The organism is Paractinoplanes polyasparticus (genome assembly GCF_019710575.1).
GTDB lineage: Bacteria > Actinomycetota > Actinomycetes > Mycobacteriales > Micromonosporaceae > Actinoplanes > Actinoplanes polyasparticus.
On sequence record NZ_JAHWFK010000004.1, the window covers coordinates 83,648 to 99,135 of the forward strand.

General features: G+C 71.2%; 15 protein-coding genes. 6 read left to right on the forward strand and 9 right to left on the reverse strand.

From position 1 onward, the window contains the following. Window positions 1-26: 26 nt before the first annotated feature. Window positions 27-1,556, reverse strand: coding sequence for a GGDEF domain-containing protein (locus tag KXC43_RS06305; RefSeq protein ID WP_221374985.1), 1,530 nt, complete (start codon window positions 1,554-1,556; stop codon window positions 27-29). Between the two features lie 222 nt (window positions 1,557-1,778). On the opposite strand from KXC43_RS06305, the gene KXC43_RS06310 reads away from it, so the two are divergent. After that, a complete protein-coding gene (locus tag KXC43_RS06310) occupies window positions 1,779-2,627 on the forward strand; it encodes an aminoglycoside phosphotransferase family protein (protein ID WP_221374986.1) in 849 nt (282 codons plus the stop codon). An 11-nt stretch (window positions 2,628-2,638) separates the two neighbouring features. Here the strand turns inward: KXC43_RS06310 and KXC43_RS06315 are convergent, their stop codons facing one another. The 3 genes from KXC43_RS06315 to KXC43_RS06325 form a co-directional block, all read right to left on the reverse strand. Next, window positions 2,639-3,262, reverse strand: a complete 624-nt coding sequence (locus KXC43_RS06315) for a TetR/AcrR family transcriptional regulator (RefSeq protein WP_221374987.1) — start codon at window positions 3,260-3,262, stop codon at window positions 2,639-2,641. Between the two features lie 10 nt (window positions 3,263-3,272). After that, entirely contained in the window at window positions 3,273-4,289 is a 1,017-nt protein-coding gene (locus KXC43_RS06320) for a medium chain dehydrogenase/reductase family protein (RefSeq protein WP_255643617.1), read from the reverse strand. A 301-nt stretch (window positions 4,290-4,590) separates the two neighbouring features. Beyond that, window positions 4,591-6,006, reverse strand: a complete 1,416-nt coding sequence (locus KXC43_RS06325; RefSeq protein ID WP_221374989.1) for an amino acid permease — start codon at window positions 6,004-6,006, stop codon at window positions 4,591-4,593. Between the two features lie 294 nt (window positions 6,007-6,300). Here KXC43_RS06325 and KXC43_RS06330 point away from each other — a divergent pair, with 294 nt between their 5' ends. Further along, the gene (locus KXC43_RS06330) at window positions 6,301-7,212 is read left to right on the forward strand and encodes a DUF4231 domain-containing protein (protein ID WP_221374990.1); all 912 of its coding nucleotides are present in this window, start codon (window positions 6,301-6,303) and stop codon (window positions 7,210-7,212) included. On the opposite strand, the gene KXC43_RS06335 is transcribed toward KXC43_RS06330, so the two are convergent. After that, the gene (locus tag KXC43_RS06335; RefSeq protein ID WP_221374991.1) at window positions 7,195-7,794 is read right to left on the reverse strand and encodes a HEAT repeat domain-containing protein; all 600 of its coding nucleotides are present in this window, start codon (window positions 7,792-7,794) and stop codon (window positions 7,195-7,197) included. The two genes, KXC43_RS06330 and KXC43_RS06335, sit on opposite strands and share 18 nt — an antisense overlap. A 115-nt stretch (window positions 7,795-7,909) precedes the next feature. Then, the gene (locus KXC43_RS06340) at window positions 7,910-9,400 is read right to left on the reverse strand and encodes an MFS transporter (RefSeq protein WP_221374992.1); all 1,491 of its coding nucleotides are present in this window, start codon (window positions 9,398-9,400) and stop codon (window positions 7,910-7,912) included. A 103-nt stretch (window positions 9,401-9,503) separates the two neighbouring features. Between KXC43_RS06340 and KXC43_RS06345 the strand changes: the two genes are divergently transcribed. Together KXC43_RS06345 and KXC43_RS06350 are read left to right on the forward strand one after the other, a co-directional pair. After that, a complete protein-coding gene (locus KXC43_RS06345) occupies window positions 9,504-10,481 on the forward strand; it encodes a phospholipase D-like domain-containing protein (protein WP_221374993.1) in 978 nt (325 codons plus the stop codon). 102 nt (window positions 10,482-10,583) lie between these two features. Continuing rightward, window positions 10,584-11,408, forward strand: coding sequence for a hypothetical protein (locus tag KXC43_RS06350; protein ID WP_221374994.1), 825 nt, complete (start codon window positions 10,584-10,586; stop codon window positions 11,406-11,408). Here KXC43_RS06350 and KXC43_RS06355 read toward each other — a convergent pair whose 3' ends face one another. Genes KXC43_RS06355 through KXC43_RS52610 form a run of 3 tightly spaced genes read right to left on the reverse strand, consistent with a single transcriptional unit; the run spans window position 11,409 to window position 13,779 of the window. Then, a complete protein-coding gene (locus tag KXC43_RS06355) occupies window positions 11,409-12,062 on the reverse strand; it encodes a GOLPH3/VPS74 family protein (protein ID WP_221374995.1) in 654 nt (217 codons plus the stop codon). It abuts the gene before it with no gap. Between the two features lie 23 nt (window positions 12,063-12,085). Further along, on the reverse strand, window positions 12,086-12,688 hold the full coding sequence (locus KXC43_RS06360; RefSeq protein WP_221374996.1) for a response regulator transcription factor: 603 nt from the start codon (window positions 12,686-12,688) through the stop codon (window positions 12,086-12,088). Then, window positions 12,685-13,779, reverse strand: a complete 1,095-nt coding sequence (locus KXC43_RS52610; RefSeq protein ID WP_221374997.1) for a sensor histidine kinase — start codon at window positions 13,777-13,779, stop codon at window positions 12,685-12,687. Before KXC43_RS52610 ends, KXC43_RS06360 begins: the two co-directional genes overlap by 4 nt. Before the next feature lie 108 nt (window positions 13,780-13,887). Between KXC43_RS52610 and KXC43_RS06370 the strand changes: the two genes are divergently transcribed. Further along, window positions 13,888-14,760: an ABC transporter ATP-binding protein gene (locus tag KXC43_RS06370; RefSeq protein ID WP_221374998.1), complete on the forward strand. Its 873-nt coding sequence runs from the start codon at window positions 13,888-13,890 to the stop codon at window positions 14,758-14,760. 9 nt (window positions 14,761-14,769) lie between these two features. After that, window positions 14,770-15,477, forward strand: coding sequence for an ABC transporter permease (locus tag KXC43_RS06375; RefSeq protein ID WP_221374999.1), 708 nt, complete (start codon window positions 14,770-14,772; stop codon window positions 15,475-15,477). The last annotated feature ends 11 nt before the right edge of the window (window positions 15,478-15,488 follow it).

Consider the following 15,488-nt stretch of genomic DNA (forward strand, 5'->3'; position numbering starts at 1 on the left):
CGCGCGGGCATGCCGACTTCCCGGAGTCAGTCGGCGTTCCGTCGCGCGTGGCCCGGGCCGGCCGCGACCGGGTGGACCCGCAGCGCCCGATCGGGGCGGTCGTAGCACTTCCAGCTGCCCTTGCCGGCGTGCTTGGCGGCGTACATGGCCAGGTCGGCGCTGCGCAACAGGCTGCTGGTGTCGTCGCCGGATTCGGCGCAGGCGATGCCGATGCTGGCGTGGGCGCGCACCGCCTGACCCTCGTACGCGATGGGCGAAGCCAGCTCGTCCAGGATCCGGTCGGCCGTCTGCGAGGCGCCGCTCGTGCCGCAGTCGCGCAGCAGGACGGCGAACTCGTCGCCGCCGAGGCGGGCCACCAGGTCGCCGGTTCGCACCGCGACGCGCAGCCGGTCGGCCACCCCGGCCAGCAGGGTGTCGCCGGCCGCGTGGCCGAGCGTGTCGTTGACCGCCTTGAAGCCGTCGAGGTCGATGATCATGACTGAGGTCGGGCGGGAGCCGTTCGCGGCGGCCAGTTCGGCTGCCACCTCCTCGTGGAAGCAGGTGCGGTTGGCCAGCCCGGTCAGTCCGTCGGACTGGGCCTGGTGCCGCAGGCGCGCCTCGTGCTCCCGCAGGTCGGCCAGGGTCGCGTCGAGCTGGTCGATCAGCCGCTTGTTGTCGTGGAAGGCCGACAGCTGGCGGCACACGACCAGCGCGAAGATCAACCCGAGCCCGGTCACCGCTCCCCACAGGCGGGCGTGGGGACCCTCGGGGATAACCGTGAGCACGGCCGCGAAGGCCACGGCGATCGACCCGTACGGCAGAAGGCTGTAGGACTTGCGGCGGCGCGCGCCGAAGGCCGCGTTCTCGTCGAAGCGCGCCAGCAGCTCCTGCAGGCGCGGTCCGATCGCGACGAGCAGCGACGGCAGCAACCGGACGGCGTAGACGTGGGCGGGCATCGGGCCGTCAGCGCCCGGCGACACGAAGATGCCGATCGCGTTCAGGGCCGCCGAGGCGACCAGCGTCCCGGCCACGGCCTTGTGCATGGGCGCGTTGCCGCTGAGCACGAGCTTCACCGCGGCGAAGCCCGCGGTGAGGACGACCGCGCCGGTGACCATCGTGTTCAGCACGTCGTCCGGTCCGGCCAGGAAGCACCAGGTGACCACGGCCCCGGCGACGAGCACCGTCGCCGAGTCGAGCCAGAAGGCGACCTGCTCGCGACGGGTCCGCCCGGGCATCGGATGGGCCAGCATGGCGACGATGAGGGCGACCAGGGCGACGGTGAAGCAGATCGTCTGCATGATCCCGCCCGAGGTCGACCACTGGCCCTTCCCGGCCAGGGCCACCCCGACCTGCACGGTGTCGCCGACGGTGACCAGCGCCCCGACGAGGGCCAGCACCAGCCAGAAGCGCCGCAGGGCGCCGGTCGCCCGCCGCGCGACCTGCCACGACGAGTAGGCGAGGAGCATGTCGAGCGGCGGCTGGAAGATCCAGAAGGTGCGCACCTGCGCGTTGGCGTGGCCGGAGAGCGCGAACAACACGACGCAGCCGGTCAGCATCCACAGCACGGCCGCGATCATCACGGGATCGCGCCGCGCTGTCCGAAGGACAGACCTGTGCTGGCTCACTAGGAGGCTATCGGCACGGCGGGCAGTGGCCTGAGGTCAACGCGACAGCCGAATTGTCACTGCTGTGCCGCGCGGTGTGCGGGCAGCCGGGCGTCGCGGCGCCGCTGTGCGGCTTGCGGCGCTCGTAGGAATTGCGGTCGCACGATCGGGGTGCGCCTCGGCACCATACGGGGCATGACCGACTTCGAGATGCCGGCCAACCTGGTGACGACCATAGGTAAGCACGAGCCGTTCGACCGGTGGGCCGGCGAGTTGCCCGGGGTGGTGGCCGGGCTCTGCGAACGCTGGGGGGTCGAGGTCGCGCGGCCCTATCAGCCCGGCGGCACGGCCTCGTGGGTGGCGCCGACGACGGACGGGCGGGTGCTCAAGGTCGGCTGGGCGCACTACGAGGCCCGGGACGAGGCGGCCGGGCTGCGGGTCTGGGACGGGCAGGGCGCCGTACGGGTGTATCGCGCGGAACGCTTCGGGCCGACCGACGCGTTGCTGCTGGAGGCGTGCCGGCCCGGAACCACGCTGACCGCGTCCTTGCCGCCGGTGGAGCGGGACGAGGTGGTGGCGAAGCTGCTCCCCCGCCTGTGGATGACGCCACCGCCGGGAAGCGGGTTCCGGCCGCTGCAGTCGATGACCGAGGCGTGGGGAAGGAGCGTCGCGCCCGAGAAGCTGCCCGATCCCGGTCTGGCCCGGGCCGGCCTCGATCTGTGGCTGGGTCTGGCCGGCAGCGCCGATCGCGAGGTGCTGCTCTGCACCGACCTGCACCCCGACAACGTGCTGCGGGCCGAACGCGAGCCGTGGCTGGTCGTCGACCCCAAGCCGTACGTCGGTGACCCCGCCTACGACCCGATCCAGCACATGCTCAACTTCCCCGACCGCCTGGCCGCCGACCCGGGCGGATTCGCCGGCCGGATGGCCGGACTGCTCGGACTGGACCCCGACCGGGTGCGGCAGTGGTTGTTCGCCCGCTGTGTCGTCGAGGCGGAGCGGCAGCCCGACCTGTGGACGGTCGCCCAGCGTCTCGCGCCCTGACGGCGCAGGCGTCAGGCAGCCAGGCGGGCCAGCGGCCGGACCACCCGGTCGGTGATGTCAGCCGGCCAGGGGAAGCCAGGTATGACCGCCCGCTGATGGGCCAGGCCGTGCAGGCCCAGCCAGAGCGCCACGGCGTCGGCGAAGGTGTCGTTGCTGGCCGACTGGCCGGACTGCACGCAGGCGTCGAGGCTGTCCACGACCACCTGCAGGGCGTCGCGGCCCAGCCCCGTCGCCTCCTCCACGGTGAGTGACCCGGCCGCGACCGCCCGGGCGCCGTCGAACACCCCGCCGAACATGATGCGGTAACGCTCGGGGTGGGTCGCGGCGAAGTTCAGGTACGCGTCGCACACCCCGATCAGCCGCTCCCGGGCGTCCACTCCCCCGGGCGCCCGCAAACGCTCGGTGAGCTCGGCGAACGCCTGCCGGGTGAGGGTCAGCAGGATGGCGTCGCGGTCGCCGAAGTGCGGATAGATCGACGGCGCCGAGATGCCGACCCGCCGGGCGACCGCGCGCAACGTGACGGCCTGACCGTCGCCGGTCTCGTCGAGGATCGCGGCCGCGGCGGCGAGAATGTCGTCGCGCAGGCGGGCGCCTTCACCACGCCGGTTGCGGGCCCGGGTGCTGGGGGACGTCATTCGGCCGACACTACGCGGGCACCACGACCACCTTGCCGGGCACGGTTCGCGCCTCGGCCAGCGTCATGGCCTCCCCGATGCGGGCAAGCGGCACCCGGGCAGCCACCTGCGCGACGATCCGGCCCTCGGCCAGCAACGACAGCACGGTGGTCAGATCCTCCCGCGTACGGGCCCGGAACGCCGCGAGGTCCCGCCGGCCGGCCCAAACGTCGTAGAAGGACGCGCGCTTGCCGTTGGGCAGGACGTTCCAGATCGCGAGGCGGGCCAGCGTGACCAGGAAGGCGGGCACCATGGGCCCGGTCTGGTGGGCCGCGATGGAGTAGCTGACCAGCGCGCCGCCGGGGGCCAGCAGGCGCCAGGCCCGGCTCAGGTGCTCGCCGCCGAGGTTGTCGAAGGCCGCGTCGACCCCGCCGGGAGCCAGCTCGCGGATCCGCTCGGCCAACCGCGGGTCGTCGCGGTCGAGCGGAACGACGCCGAAATCGCGGAGGACGTCGTGGTGGCGCGGATGGGCCGTGCCGAGGACGCGGACGCCGTCGAGTCGCGCCAGCTGAGCGAGCGTGACCCCGACCCCGCCGTTGGCCCCGTGCACGAGAACCGTCTGCCCGGGTCGGACGCGGGCCGTGCGGTGCAGCATCTGCCACGCGGTCAAGCCGTTGACGACCAGCGTCTCGGCGTCGCCGGGGTCGAGCCCGCCGGGAACGGCGACCAGGTCGCCGGCCGGCACCAGGGCATGGCTGGCCCAGCCACCGGTCTTGGTCATCGCCGCTACGCGCCGGCCGACCAGGGCCGGGTCGACCCCGGGGCCGACGCTGTGGACGACGCCGACCAGGTCGTAGCCGGGCACGAACGGAAACTTCGGCTGGCCCGGGTACCGGCCGCGGCGCATGGCTTGCTCGGCGAAGGACACGCCGCTCGCCTCGACGGTGACCAGCGCCTGATCGGCGCCGGGCGACGGCAGCTCCCGGGTGCGCAGCTGCAGCCCACTGGGCTCGACGATGCCGGGCAATACCACTTCGGTGATCTCCATGGCGCGCCCCTCCATATATATACGGCCGTAAACATACGCCGTTAGGAAACGACTGTATACATACGGGGGAACGGTATTTGGCCACGACGTGGTCGGCGGCCGCAAACCAGGACGAGATCGGACCGGTCAGCGGTAGCTCAGCCTGTCGTGACGGCGGCCGCAGACTCAGCGCGGGACCGGACCGGGTCAGCAATAGCTCAGCCTGTCGTGACGGCGGCCGCAGACTCAGCGCGGATCGGGCCGGGTCAGCGGCCGTTCAGCTCGGAGCAGTGGCGAGCCGCGGAACCAGCACGGGACCGGGTCAGCGGTCGTTCAGCTTGGAGTGGTGGCGGCCGTAGAACCAGTACAGAAGCAGGCCCAGCAGGAACCAGGCTGCGAAGCGCAACCAGGTCACCGGGTCGAGGAACGTGATCAGCCAGATCGAGAAGACCACGCCGACGGCCGGGATGATCGGCATCAGCGGCAGGCGGAAGGTGCGCGGGATGTCGGGCCGCCGGTAGCGCAGCACGATGATCGCGATGCACACCACCACGAAGGCGAGCAGGATGCCGATGTTCGTCAGCTCGGCCGCCTCGCGGATCGGCAGGAAGCCGGCGATGACCGCCGAGGCGATGCCGGCGATCCAGGTCACGCGGGTCGGCACCCGGCGTTCGGGGTGCAGCTTGCCGAACCAGGCCGGCAGCAGGCCGTCGCGGCTCATCGAGTACCAGACGCGGGTGACGCCCAGCATGAAGGTGAACATCACGGTGAGGATGCCGACGATCGCGCCGACCGCGATGACGTCGGCCAGCCCGGAGAGGCCGACGGAGGCGAACGCGGTCGAGAAGCCGCTCTCCGGGTCGATCTCGCGGTAGTTCTGCATGCCGGTCAGCACCAGCGTCGCCAGCACGTACAGCACCATCGAGATGATCAGCGAGTAGATGATGGCCTTGGGCAGATGGCGGCGGGCGTCCTTGGACTCCTCGGCCGCCGTGCTCATCGCGTCGTAGCCGAAGACGGCGAAGAAGACGGTGGCCGCGCCGGTGATCGCGCCGCTCCAGCCGAACGGGAAGAACGGGTCGTAGTTCGAGCGGGTGATGTGGAACGCGCCGACCACGACGACCAGCAGGACGATGGCCACCTTGAGAATCACCACTGCCGTCTCGGCCCGGGCCGCGGCCCGGATCCCCCGGTTCAGCAGGTACGCGATGAGCAGGCACAACACCACGGCGAAGAGGTCGATCACGTGCCCGTCGCCGGTGCCGGGCGCGCCGAGCATCCAGGCCGGCAGGTCGACACCGAGGTCGGCCATCAGGAACGAGAAGTAGCCGCTGATGCCGATGGCCACCACCGACACGATCGCCGTGTACTCGAGCAGCAGGTCCCACCCGATGAACCAGGCCACCACCTCGCCCAGCACGACATACCCGTACGTGTAGGCCGAGCCCGCCCGCGGGATCATGCCGGCGAACTCGGCGTACGACAGGGCGGCGGCGGCACTGGCGATGCCGGCGATCAGGAACGAGAACAGCACGGCGGGCCCGGCCGTCTCGTTGGCCACCGCCCCGGCCAGCGCGAAGATGCCCGCGCCGATGATGCCGCCGACGCCGATCGCGGTCAGCTGCCAGAGCCCGAGCGACCGATGGAGGTCGGTGCCCTGCTCGTCGGTGACGTCGTCGACGGGCTTGCGCCGGAAGACCCCCGATCCCCGGCCGAACCTCTGTGGTGACACCGACATGACCGCCTCCTCGCTGAGCGCTCCTCTCGGAGTACCACGTGGAGCCGCACTTCGCATCTACAAAGGTGGATGCGAGCTACCCTCGGGCCAGCGCCACCGCGATGAACAGCCCGTAAAAGACGATCAGACCGGCGATCAGCGCGAAGGTCGTGCCCGGCCCGATGTTGTGTTCGTACTCCTCGTCATCCACATTCGGTCAACGAGGACGGTCCGCGGGATCGACGGCCGTTCCCCCGATCGGGGCTTGCCCGTTGTGGACAGTGCCACCACGATGCAGGTCAGGAGGACAGCCACTTGAGCTTCGAGATCGACTATCCCGCCCTGTACTACCCCGCTGACGCCGACAGCCTGGCCGGCCAGCGCCGGTTCGTCCGGGCGACCCGGCTGCGGCTGTGCGCGCTGTTCGCGGCCGCGGTCGGCGGCGCCTGGTCGCTCGAGGCGGGCTCACTCGACCTTTTCGGCCTGCTCGGCCTCCTGTCGTTCGTGGTGGCGCTGGGCATGAGCACCTATCTGCAGACGACCGATCCGGCGCGACGCTGGTACGACGGTCGCACCGCGAGCGAGTTCGTCAAGACACTGACCTGGCGGTACGTCGCGGGCGGCAACCCCTTCCCGCCGAGCCCGACCGAGGAGGCGGCCGACCGGGCTTTCCGGTCCCAGCTGGCCGAGGGAATCGAGCTGGACAAACTGCCTGCCCCCCGCGTGGGGGCGCCGACCAAACAGATCACCGACCGGATGCGGGAGCTGCGCGGCAGGCCGTTCACTCAGCGGCGGCAGGACTACCGCGACGGCCGGGTCGAGGAGCAGCGGCTCTGGCACGCCCGGAAGGCCGACATCAACGAGCAGCGGAAGAACACCTTCACGGGGATCGCCATCACGCTCGAGTTCGCCGGTGTCGTGGGCGCCGCGTTCAAGGCGTTCGGCCTGCTCGACATCGACCTGCTGGGTGTCTTCAGCGCAGCCGCCGCCGGGCTCGCGGCCTGGATGCAGGCGCGCAGCTACGGCGACAACCAGCGCGCCTACGCACGGACGGCCCACCAGCTCGGTCTCATCGCCGACGAGCTGGACACCGTCACCGAGGACGACTGGCCGCGGTTCGTCGACCAGGCCGAGAACGCCCTCTCGTCCGAGCACATCCAGTGGCGCGCCTCCAAGGGGCTCGGCGCCCCGCGGCAGCGTGGGACGACCTCAGCCGCGGAGTCTTGAGGTCAGCTCGTCGGCCGCGGCCCGCCAGCCGGCCTCGGCCGGGCCGGTGATCATGTCGAGGAGGGCGGGCACGTCGTCGACCGGGCGGCGGTCGCCCGCCCAGCGCAGCAGTGCGTTGGCGGCGTGGTAGCGCACCAGGTATTCCTGGTCCTGCACGCCGGCGACCATGGCGCGCACCGACGCCGTGGTGGGCGGGAAGCGACCCAGGGCGATCGCGGCCTCCAGGCGTACGGACTCGGACTGCGCGCCCGCCAGCACGCCCGCGACCGGCGTGGCCCAGCCGGGATCACGCGTCAGCGCGTAGAGCCCCTCGGCCACCCGGATGCGGAACTCATCCTGCGCGCGGATCAGCGCCGTCCGCAGGATGCTGACGGCGTCGGCCGGCGCCAGACCGGCCGCGGCCAGCGCGATGAACGACTGCGCGGCCACCGAGTCCCCCTCGGCCAGCCCCGCCCGCAGCATGCGCTCGACCACCTTGGGCTCGCGCCGCGCGGCCTCGAGAAGAGCCCCGAACCCGGGTTCCCCCGCGGAATCGGCGAAGATCTCGCGCCGCCATCGCTGCCACTTCGCATCCCCGTCCATCGACGGACATTATTACCACGCCTAGCTGAGAGTACTCACATCGCCACTCGATAGTGCCGGGAAACACGGGCGCCCCGGCCACCGTTGTGGTGGCCGGGGCGTTCCGGTACGGAGCTCAGTGAGCCATGGCGCGCGGGGCGTCCGGGTCGACGTCCAGCGGGCCGGTGCGGAACAGCAGGGCCGAGACGACGGCGCAGGCCAGGAACAGGCCGGCCGACCACCAGAACACCGTGTGGTAGCTGGCCAGCGACGCCTCGAGGGCGACCTGCGGCGAGCGGGCGTGCGAGGTCGCGTAGTTCGTGGCCGCGGTCGCGGCGAACGAGCTGAGCAGGGCCGTGCCGATCGAACCGCCGATCTGCTGGACCGTGTTGATCATCGCGGAGGCGACGCCGGCGTCCCCGTGCTCGACACCGCTGGTGGCCGCGTTCTGGGTGGGGGCGAAGACCAGACCCAGACCGAGACCGATGATCAGCAGGCCGGGGAGCACGCCCGAGGCGTACGTCGAATCGATGTCGAGCCGGGTCAGGAAGACCATGCCGGCCGAGGCGATCAGCGCGCCGGCCGGGACCAGCGGACGGGGACCGACCCGCGGCGTGAGCATCGAACCGGCCGTGGTGGCCGAGAGCATGATGGCGCCGAGCATCGGCAGGAACGCCAGGCCGGTCTGCACCGGCGTGAAACCGAGGTTCCCGACCAGGTAGTACGTGAGGAACAGGAAGATGCCGAACATCCCGGCGCCGGCGATGCCGATGGCCGCGTACGAGCCACCGCGGTTGCGGTCGAGCACGACGCGCAGCGGCAGCAGCGGATGCGGCACCCGCAGCTCGATCAGCACGAAGGCGATCAGCACGACGACGCCCCCGATGATCGGCACCAGCGTGACGGCCGACGTCCAGCCGTCGGTCTCCGCCTTGCCGAGGCCGAAGACGAGGCCGACCAGACCCACGACAGCGGTGATCACGCCGGGGATGTCGATGCGGGCCCGGTTGCGGACCGGCTCGTCCGACAGCTTGGTCAGCGCGCCGGCCACGGCGACGGCCGCGATGACCAGGTTGACGTAGAGGCACCAGCGCCACGAGGCGTACTCGGTGAGAACCCCGCCCAGCAGCAGGCCGACCGCGCCGCCGGCGCCCGAGATGGCGCCGAAGATGCCGAAGGCCTTGCCGCGCTCGGCGGGCTCGGTGAAGGTCGTGGAGAGCAGCGAAAGGGCAGCCGGGGCCAGGGCCGCGCCGAACGCGCCCTGGAGGGCCCGCGCGACAATCAGCATCTCGAGGCCGTCGGCGGCGCCGCCCAGGGCCGAGGCCAGGGCGAACCCGACCAGGCCGATGAGGAACATCCGCTTGCGGCCGAAGAAGTCGGACAGGCGGCCGCCGAGCAGCAGCAGGCTGCCGAAGGCGAGCGCGTAGCCGGTCACGACCCACTGCCGGTCGGCGTCTGAGAACGCCAGGTCGGCCTGGGCGGTGGGCAGCGCGATGTTCACGATGGTGGCGTCCAGGACGACCATCAGCTGGGCCATCGCGAGGACGACCAGCGCCCACCAGCGCCCGGTCGGGGCCGGCGACGCCCCGGGCGGGCGCGCCGGTCGTGCTTGGGTATCGGTGGTCATCCATAACCTCTCGGGCGAGCGCGGTTCACGTCCCCTTCCGCATCGGCAATCGGCCGCCCGAGGTTAGGAATCGACGGTTGTGGCTGGCTGCCACCATGGGGGGATGCGACGGCTCTCGTACGTGTACGTCGGCATCGGGGCCGTGCTGCTGCTCGGCAGCTTCGTGCTGCTCTATCCCCTGCGGCACAACGAGGGCTTCGGCGACGAGCTGCGGATCAGCATCGGCGCCAACCTGTTCGATCTGGTGCTGGCGGTGCTGGTGTTGCAGCCGCTGGTGCTCTCGCTCAACCGCAACGCCGTCCGGTGGCGCAACCGGCTCGACTACCGCGAGGTGATCCGGCTCATCGACCGCGCGACCGACCAGGTCGACATCTGGAAGCACTGGACGGGACTGCTCGAGCCCGCGTACGAGGCGGACTTCACCGCCGCCGTCCGGGCCGCCCTCGACCGCGGGGTGCGCTTCCGCATCCTGCTGACCGACCCGTCCTCGTCCGATGCCGCCGAGCGCGCCCGGCAGGTGACGCCGACCGACGCGCTGGCGCTGATGCGGCAGAACATCGAGCGGCTGGACGAGTTCCGGCACGAGCTGCCCGAACGGCACCGGTCGCTGTTCCAGGTGCGGATCAGCCCCGTCGGCCCGGCGCACGCCTTCTACCGGGTGGACGACTGGCTCTCGTACGGCCTGTTCCGCGACCGCCGGATGAGCGAGAACCTGCAGCGTGAGGTGCGGGTGCGCGGCGACGTCGGCGGGCTCGCGCTCGAGGCTTTCACGACCCGCTGGAACGCCCCGGGCCTGCGTGACATCCCCGAGCACTACCGCATGCCGTTGCGGTTCACGATCGGCGACGAGACCGTCGAGCACGACCTGCGCTACGTACTGCACGACGGCGAGCACTGGGTGGACGTCCACCCGGCCGCCCTCCCGTACGCGTTCCACCCCGACCACCAGGTGAGCGACGGCCACCAGCGCTACGTCCTGGCCGACGCCGCCATCGAGACACGCGAGCGGGCGATGGCCCTCTACTCCGCCAAGTACGGCCCCGGCCAGAGCGCCGTCCTGCTGCGCCTCACCAGCCCGTGATCGCCGAGTCCCACGTTCGTGCCACCCGCCGGGCCGCCCGGCGGGCCCATCACGTCCGTCGATAGGTTGGAGGCTGTCCACACCGGATCCACGGGGGAACTCATGAGAACCTTGCGCACTGCCTGTCTCGCCGTCGTGCTCGCCGCCACCGGGCTGCTGGTGCCGGCCACCGCCGCCTCGGCCGCGTCGGCCCCGCTGACCGCGAACGTCGTGTGCGACGCCCGCACCGGCGAGATCACCACCTCGATCTCGGGCCAGCTCTTCACCGGCGCGCCGGCGCAGGCGGTGAAGGTCGAGTTCAAGCGCACCGGCGGTGTGCGGGTCACGTCCACCGCCAAGACCGCCGTGACGCCGATGTCCCAGCCGCTCACCGTCACGGCCACGACGACCAGCTCGGGCACGATCGACGCCGCCGGTTACACTGGTCTCTTCAATCCCGCTTCGCAGTACTACCGCGAGACCATGACGGTCACGTTCAAGAACCCGGCCACCGGCGCCGTCTACACCACGCGGACCGGGGCCTGTGACGTCGACCGGCGCACCACGGTCACCCTCACCTGCGACCCCGGGACTCGCACCTACACCGCGACCGCCGCCGGCATCAACGGGCAGCTCGGCGGGAGTGACGGCGCCGGCCGGCCTTACACGGTCAGCTACCGGTACACCAGCCTCTCGCAGGCGACCGCGAACGATCCGGCCTTCGAGTACCACAACATCAGCGGCTGGGACTACACCCACCGGGTCGCCCGGGCCGGCGACGGCTCCTGGACCGATGTCGGCTACGTCCACACCGGCACGAGCGCGGCCACGCCGTGGTATTCCGACAACGGGCTGACCGTGGCCGTCTTCGACCAGTTCGGCGCCCAGGTCGGGGCGGGCACGGCCAAGTGCGTCATGTTCCGGCAGGGCCAGCCGGTCGGCTACTGATCACGACGGAGCGGTCACGACCGTGACGGCGACGACCGCGGTGGAGGCAGCGATCGCCGCCGCGGTCCGGACCACCGCCGTGTTCACCGCGTCTGCACCCCAGTTGCCCTGCTCGAGCGCCTTGGCGCGCTCGATGACGGGGGTCGACCAGGCCAGCTGGGGTCGCAGCATCGGCAGGGCGCCGCTCGCCGACAGCAACGCCGTCAACGCGGCGGTCCGCGCGTCGGGTTCCGCGCCGTCGACCAGGACGGCGCGGATCTTGGCGCGCACGGCGGCCTCGTGCTCGTGCTCGGCCGCGGGCAGCTGCGTCATCCGGAACAGGCCGAGCACGCGCTTCTTCTCGCGCCGGATCAGGCCGCGCTCGAGCAGCCGGTCGATCACCGGGTCCCACAGGGACGAGCCGATCGTGAGCAGCAGAGTCTGCGCGCCGCGGGGCTTCTCGGCCACCTTGTCGTACGCGTCCTGCAGCAGCGGGTCGGGCAGCGGCCCGTCCCCCACGGCGTGCACCTTGCTGCCGTCGGTCTCGATGCGCCCGAGCAGCGCCAACTCGACGAGCACAGCGCCGCCGAGCGTGTAAGGGAGCGTGCCGGCGGCGGCCGGGGTGCCGGTCTCGTCGTCGAGCAGCAGCAACATCAGGTCTTCGACGATCAACATGGTCTTCCCCTCGTAGGACGAACTCAGAGCCAGTCGTGTTCGCGGGCGTAGCGGGCCGCGTCGTGGCGGGTCTGCGTCTGGGTCTTCCGCATGGCGTTGGACAGGTAGTTGCGTACGGTGCCCGGAGCCAGATGCAGCCGGGTGGCGATCTCGGCGACCGAGTAACCGTCGCGGGTCACCCGCAGCACGTCGGCCTCGCGCTCGGTGAGCGGGGAGTCGTCGATGACGGCGAGCGCGGAGACATCCGGGTCGATCCAGCGCCGGCCCTCGTGGAGCGTGGCGATCACCGACGTGATGTGGGCGGGCTCGGCCGCCTTGCTGACGAAGCCCTGCACCCCCAGCTTCAAGGCCTTGCGCAGCACGCCGGGACGCGCGTGCCGGGTCAGCATGAGAATCACCTGCTCGGGCCGGCTGCGGCGGATCTCGGCGACCGCGCCCAACCCGTCCACCCCCGGCATCTCCAGGTCGATGACGAGCACATCGGGGGAGTGGGCGAGCGTTTCCCGTACGGCGGAAGCACCGTCGAACGCCTCGGCCAGCACCGTGATGTCGCCCTCGAGCGGCAGCAGGGCGGCCAGGGCCTTGCGCAGCAACGCCTCGTCGTCGGCCAGCACCACGGTCGTCATCGGAACACCGCCGCCGTCACGAACTCCCCTTCCCGCAGCGAGACCGTCAGCTCGCCGCCCTCCTCGGCCACCCGGCGCCGCAGCGTGGACAGCCCGCGCAACTCGGGCAGCGTCTCGCCCCGCGCCCCGTCGTTGACGATCGTGATGCCGTCCGCGGAGAGCGTCATCCGCACCTGGGTGGCCTGGGCGTGGCGCAGGATGTTGGTCGTCGTCTCCCGCAGCACCTGGCCGAGCAGCTCGGCGGTGCGGGCGTCCGCCTCGGCCTCGCGGGTGATCCGGACTGCTATGCCGGCCGCTTCGAACAGGTTCTTGGCGTTCTCGAGCTCGGCCGTCAGGTTCAGCCGGCGTTGGCCGTACGCCAGTTCCTTGGTCTGTTTGATGGTGTCGCTGACGAGCAGGTTGATTTCGCGCAGCTCCTCCTCGGCCCGCTCCGGATCGGCTCGGACCAGCTTCTGCGCGAGCGCCGCCTTCAGCTTGACCACGTGCAGCGTGTGGCCCTGGATGTCGTGCAGGTCGCCGGCGAACCGGACGCGCTCGCGGATGACGGCCAGCTCGGCCTCGCGCTGTTTGGACACCTCGAGCTCCTGGACGATGTCGTAGAACCGCTCGCCGACGTACGACAGCGCCATGATCAGCGCGGTGACGCCGACCGGGATCAGGATGTACTTCTGCGCGTCGCCGGGCTCGACGAGCAGCCGCAGCGCCCCGACGGCGCCGACGTAGCCGACCAGCGCGACACCCGCCGCGTACCGCAGGCGGGGCAGCCGAGGAATGGCCAGCGACCCCACGCTCGCGACCCCCCACCACGCGTTCGGACTGTCGATCACGAGCGCCCCGAGGGGCCACACCACGGCGCCGATGATCAGGCACGGGACCGCGACCCGGCCGACGTCGTTGGCCGTCCACCGCTCGAACGCGACCACCGCCGCCGCCGCGCCCGGCGCCAGGATGAAGGCGTGCCACCAGACCTGCAGGTCGACCATCACCACGACCACGGCCGCGAGGATGATGGGCGGCAGCGCGGTGGCCAGGTTCAGTCGCCGCAGCCGGCCCTGGGTGGCCTCGGTGAGCTGCAGCGCGTGGGAGTTCACACCCCCAGTATTCGGACCTTCGGGGGCGTCGCACAGTGACACCACGTCATACGGGGTCGTGACACGGCGGCACTGACCGGCGCGCGGATCCGCTGGTGTGATCGAGTCATGTCCACGCCAGTCATCGAAGTCGAGAAGTTGAACCTCAAGTACGGCGACTTCCACGCCGTGAAGGATCTGTCGTTCGAGGTGCGCCCCGGGGAGCTGTACGCGCTGCTCGGCACGAACGGAGCCGGCAAGACCTCGGCCCTGGAGACGATCGAGGGGCACCGGGAGCCGACCTCGGGCACCGTACGCGTCTTCGGCCACAGCCCGCGCGACCGCAAGGCCGTGCGTCCCCGGATGGGCATCATGCTCCAGGAGAGCGGTTTCTCCCCCGATCTCACCGTAGGGGAGTCGGTGCGCCTGATCGGGCAGCTCACCGGTCGCACGGACGATGTCGGCCGGGTGCTCGACGTCGTCGGGCTGACCCGCAAGGCCGGCACTCTGGTCTCGCAGCTCTCCGGCGGTGAGAAGCGCCGCCTGGACTTCGCCACCGCCGTGTACGGCACGCCCGAGCTGATCTTCCTGGACGAGCCGACCACGGGTCTCGACATCCAGTCCCGCGACGCCCTGTGGGAGTCGGTCGACCGGCTCCGCGAGAACGGCTCCACCATCGTGCTGACCACGCACTATCTGGAGGAGGCGCAGCAGCGCGCCGACCGGATCGGTCTCATGCACCAGGGCGTCTTCCGCCGCCAGGGCACGGTCGGCGACCTGACCCGCGCTCTGCCCTCGCACATCCGGTTCGCGTTCCCGGACGGGCCGGCGCTGCCGCTTCCCTCGTCGGCCGACGGGAACACCGTGGTCATCGAGACCTTCGAGCTGCAGAAGGACCTGCACCTGCTGCTCGGCTGGGCGCAGGACAACGGCGTCGAGCTCCGCGACCTGTCCGCCGGGCCGACCAGCCTGGACGACGTCTTCCGCTCCATCGAAGCCTAGGGGGCTCTCATGTTCGCCATCGCTCGCAGTGAGCTCATCCAGATGTTCCGCAACCGCCTGGTGCTGGTCACCAGCTTCATCATGCCGGTGGCGGTCAGCGCGTTCTTCATCTACCGCCACGAGGCGTTCGCCACGATCGGCAGCCTCGGCTACATCGCGGCGATCGTCATGTTCACGGTCGGGGCGTTCGGCCTCTACACGACCGCGGTGACGACCTTGGCCTCCCGCCGGCAGAACCTGTTCCTCAAGCGGCTGCGCTCCACCGCGGCCGATGACAGGAGCATCCTGGGCGGGCTGCTGCTGCCTGTCACCGTGCTCTCCGTGGTCCAGATCACCGCGATCCTGACCGTGTTCGGCGCGGTGAGCGGCAAGCCCGGCAGCATCGCCCTGCTGGCGCCGGCCGCCGTGGCCATCGTGGCCATGATGGTCGGGCTGGCCCTGGCCACGGCCGGGCTCACCAACTCGCCCGAGCACGCCCAGGTGACGACGCTGCCGGTCAGCCTCGGGGTCATCGCGGTGGCCAGCTGGGTCGGCATCAGCGGCACCGAGGAGCTCACCCTGCTCAAGCGGCTGCTGCCGGGCGGCGCGGCCACCGAGATGGTCGTCGACGCCTGGAACGGCAGCGCCTCGGTGATCCTGCTCGCGCCGACCCTGGCCTGGGTCGTGGTGGCCGTGGCCCTCGCCGCGCGTCTGTTCCGCTGGGAGCCCCGCCGCTGACCTAATCTGGT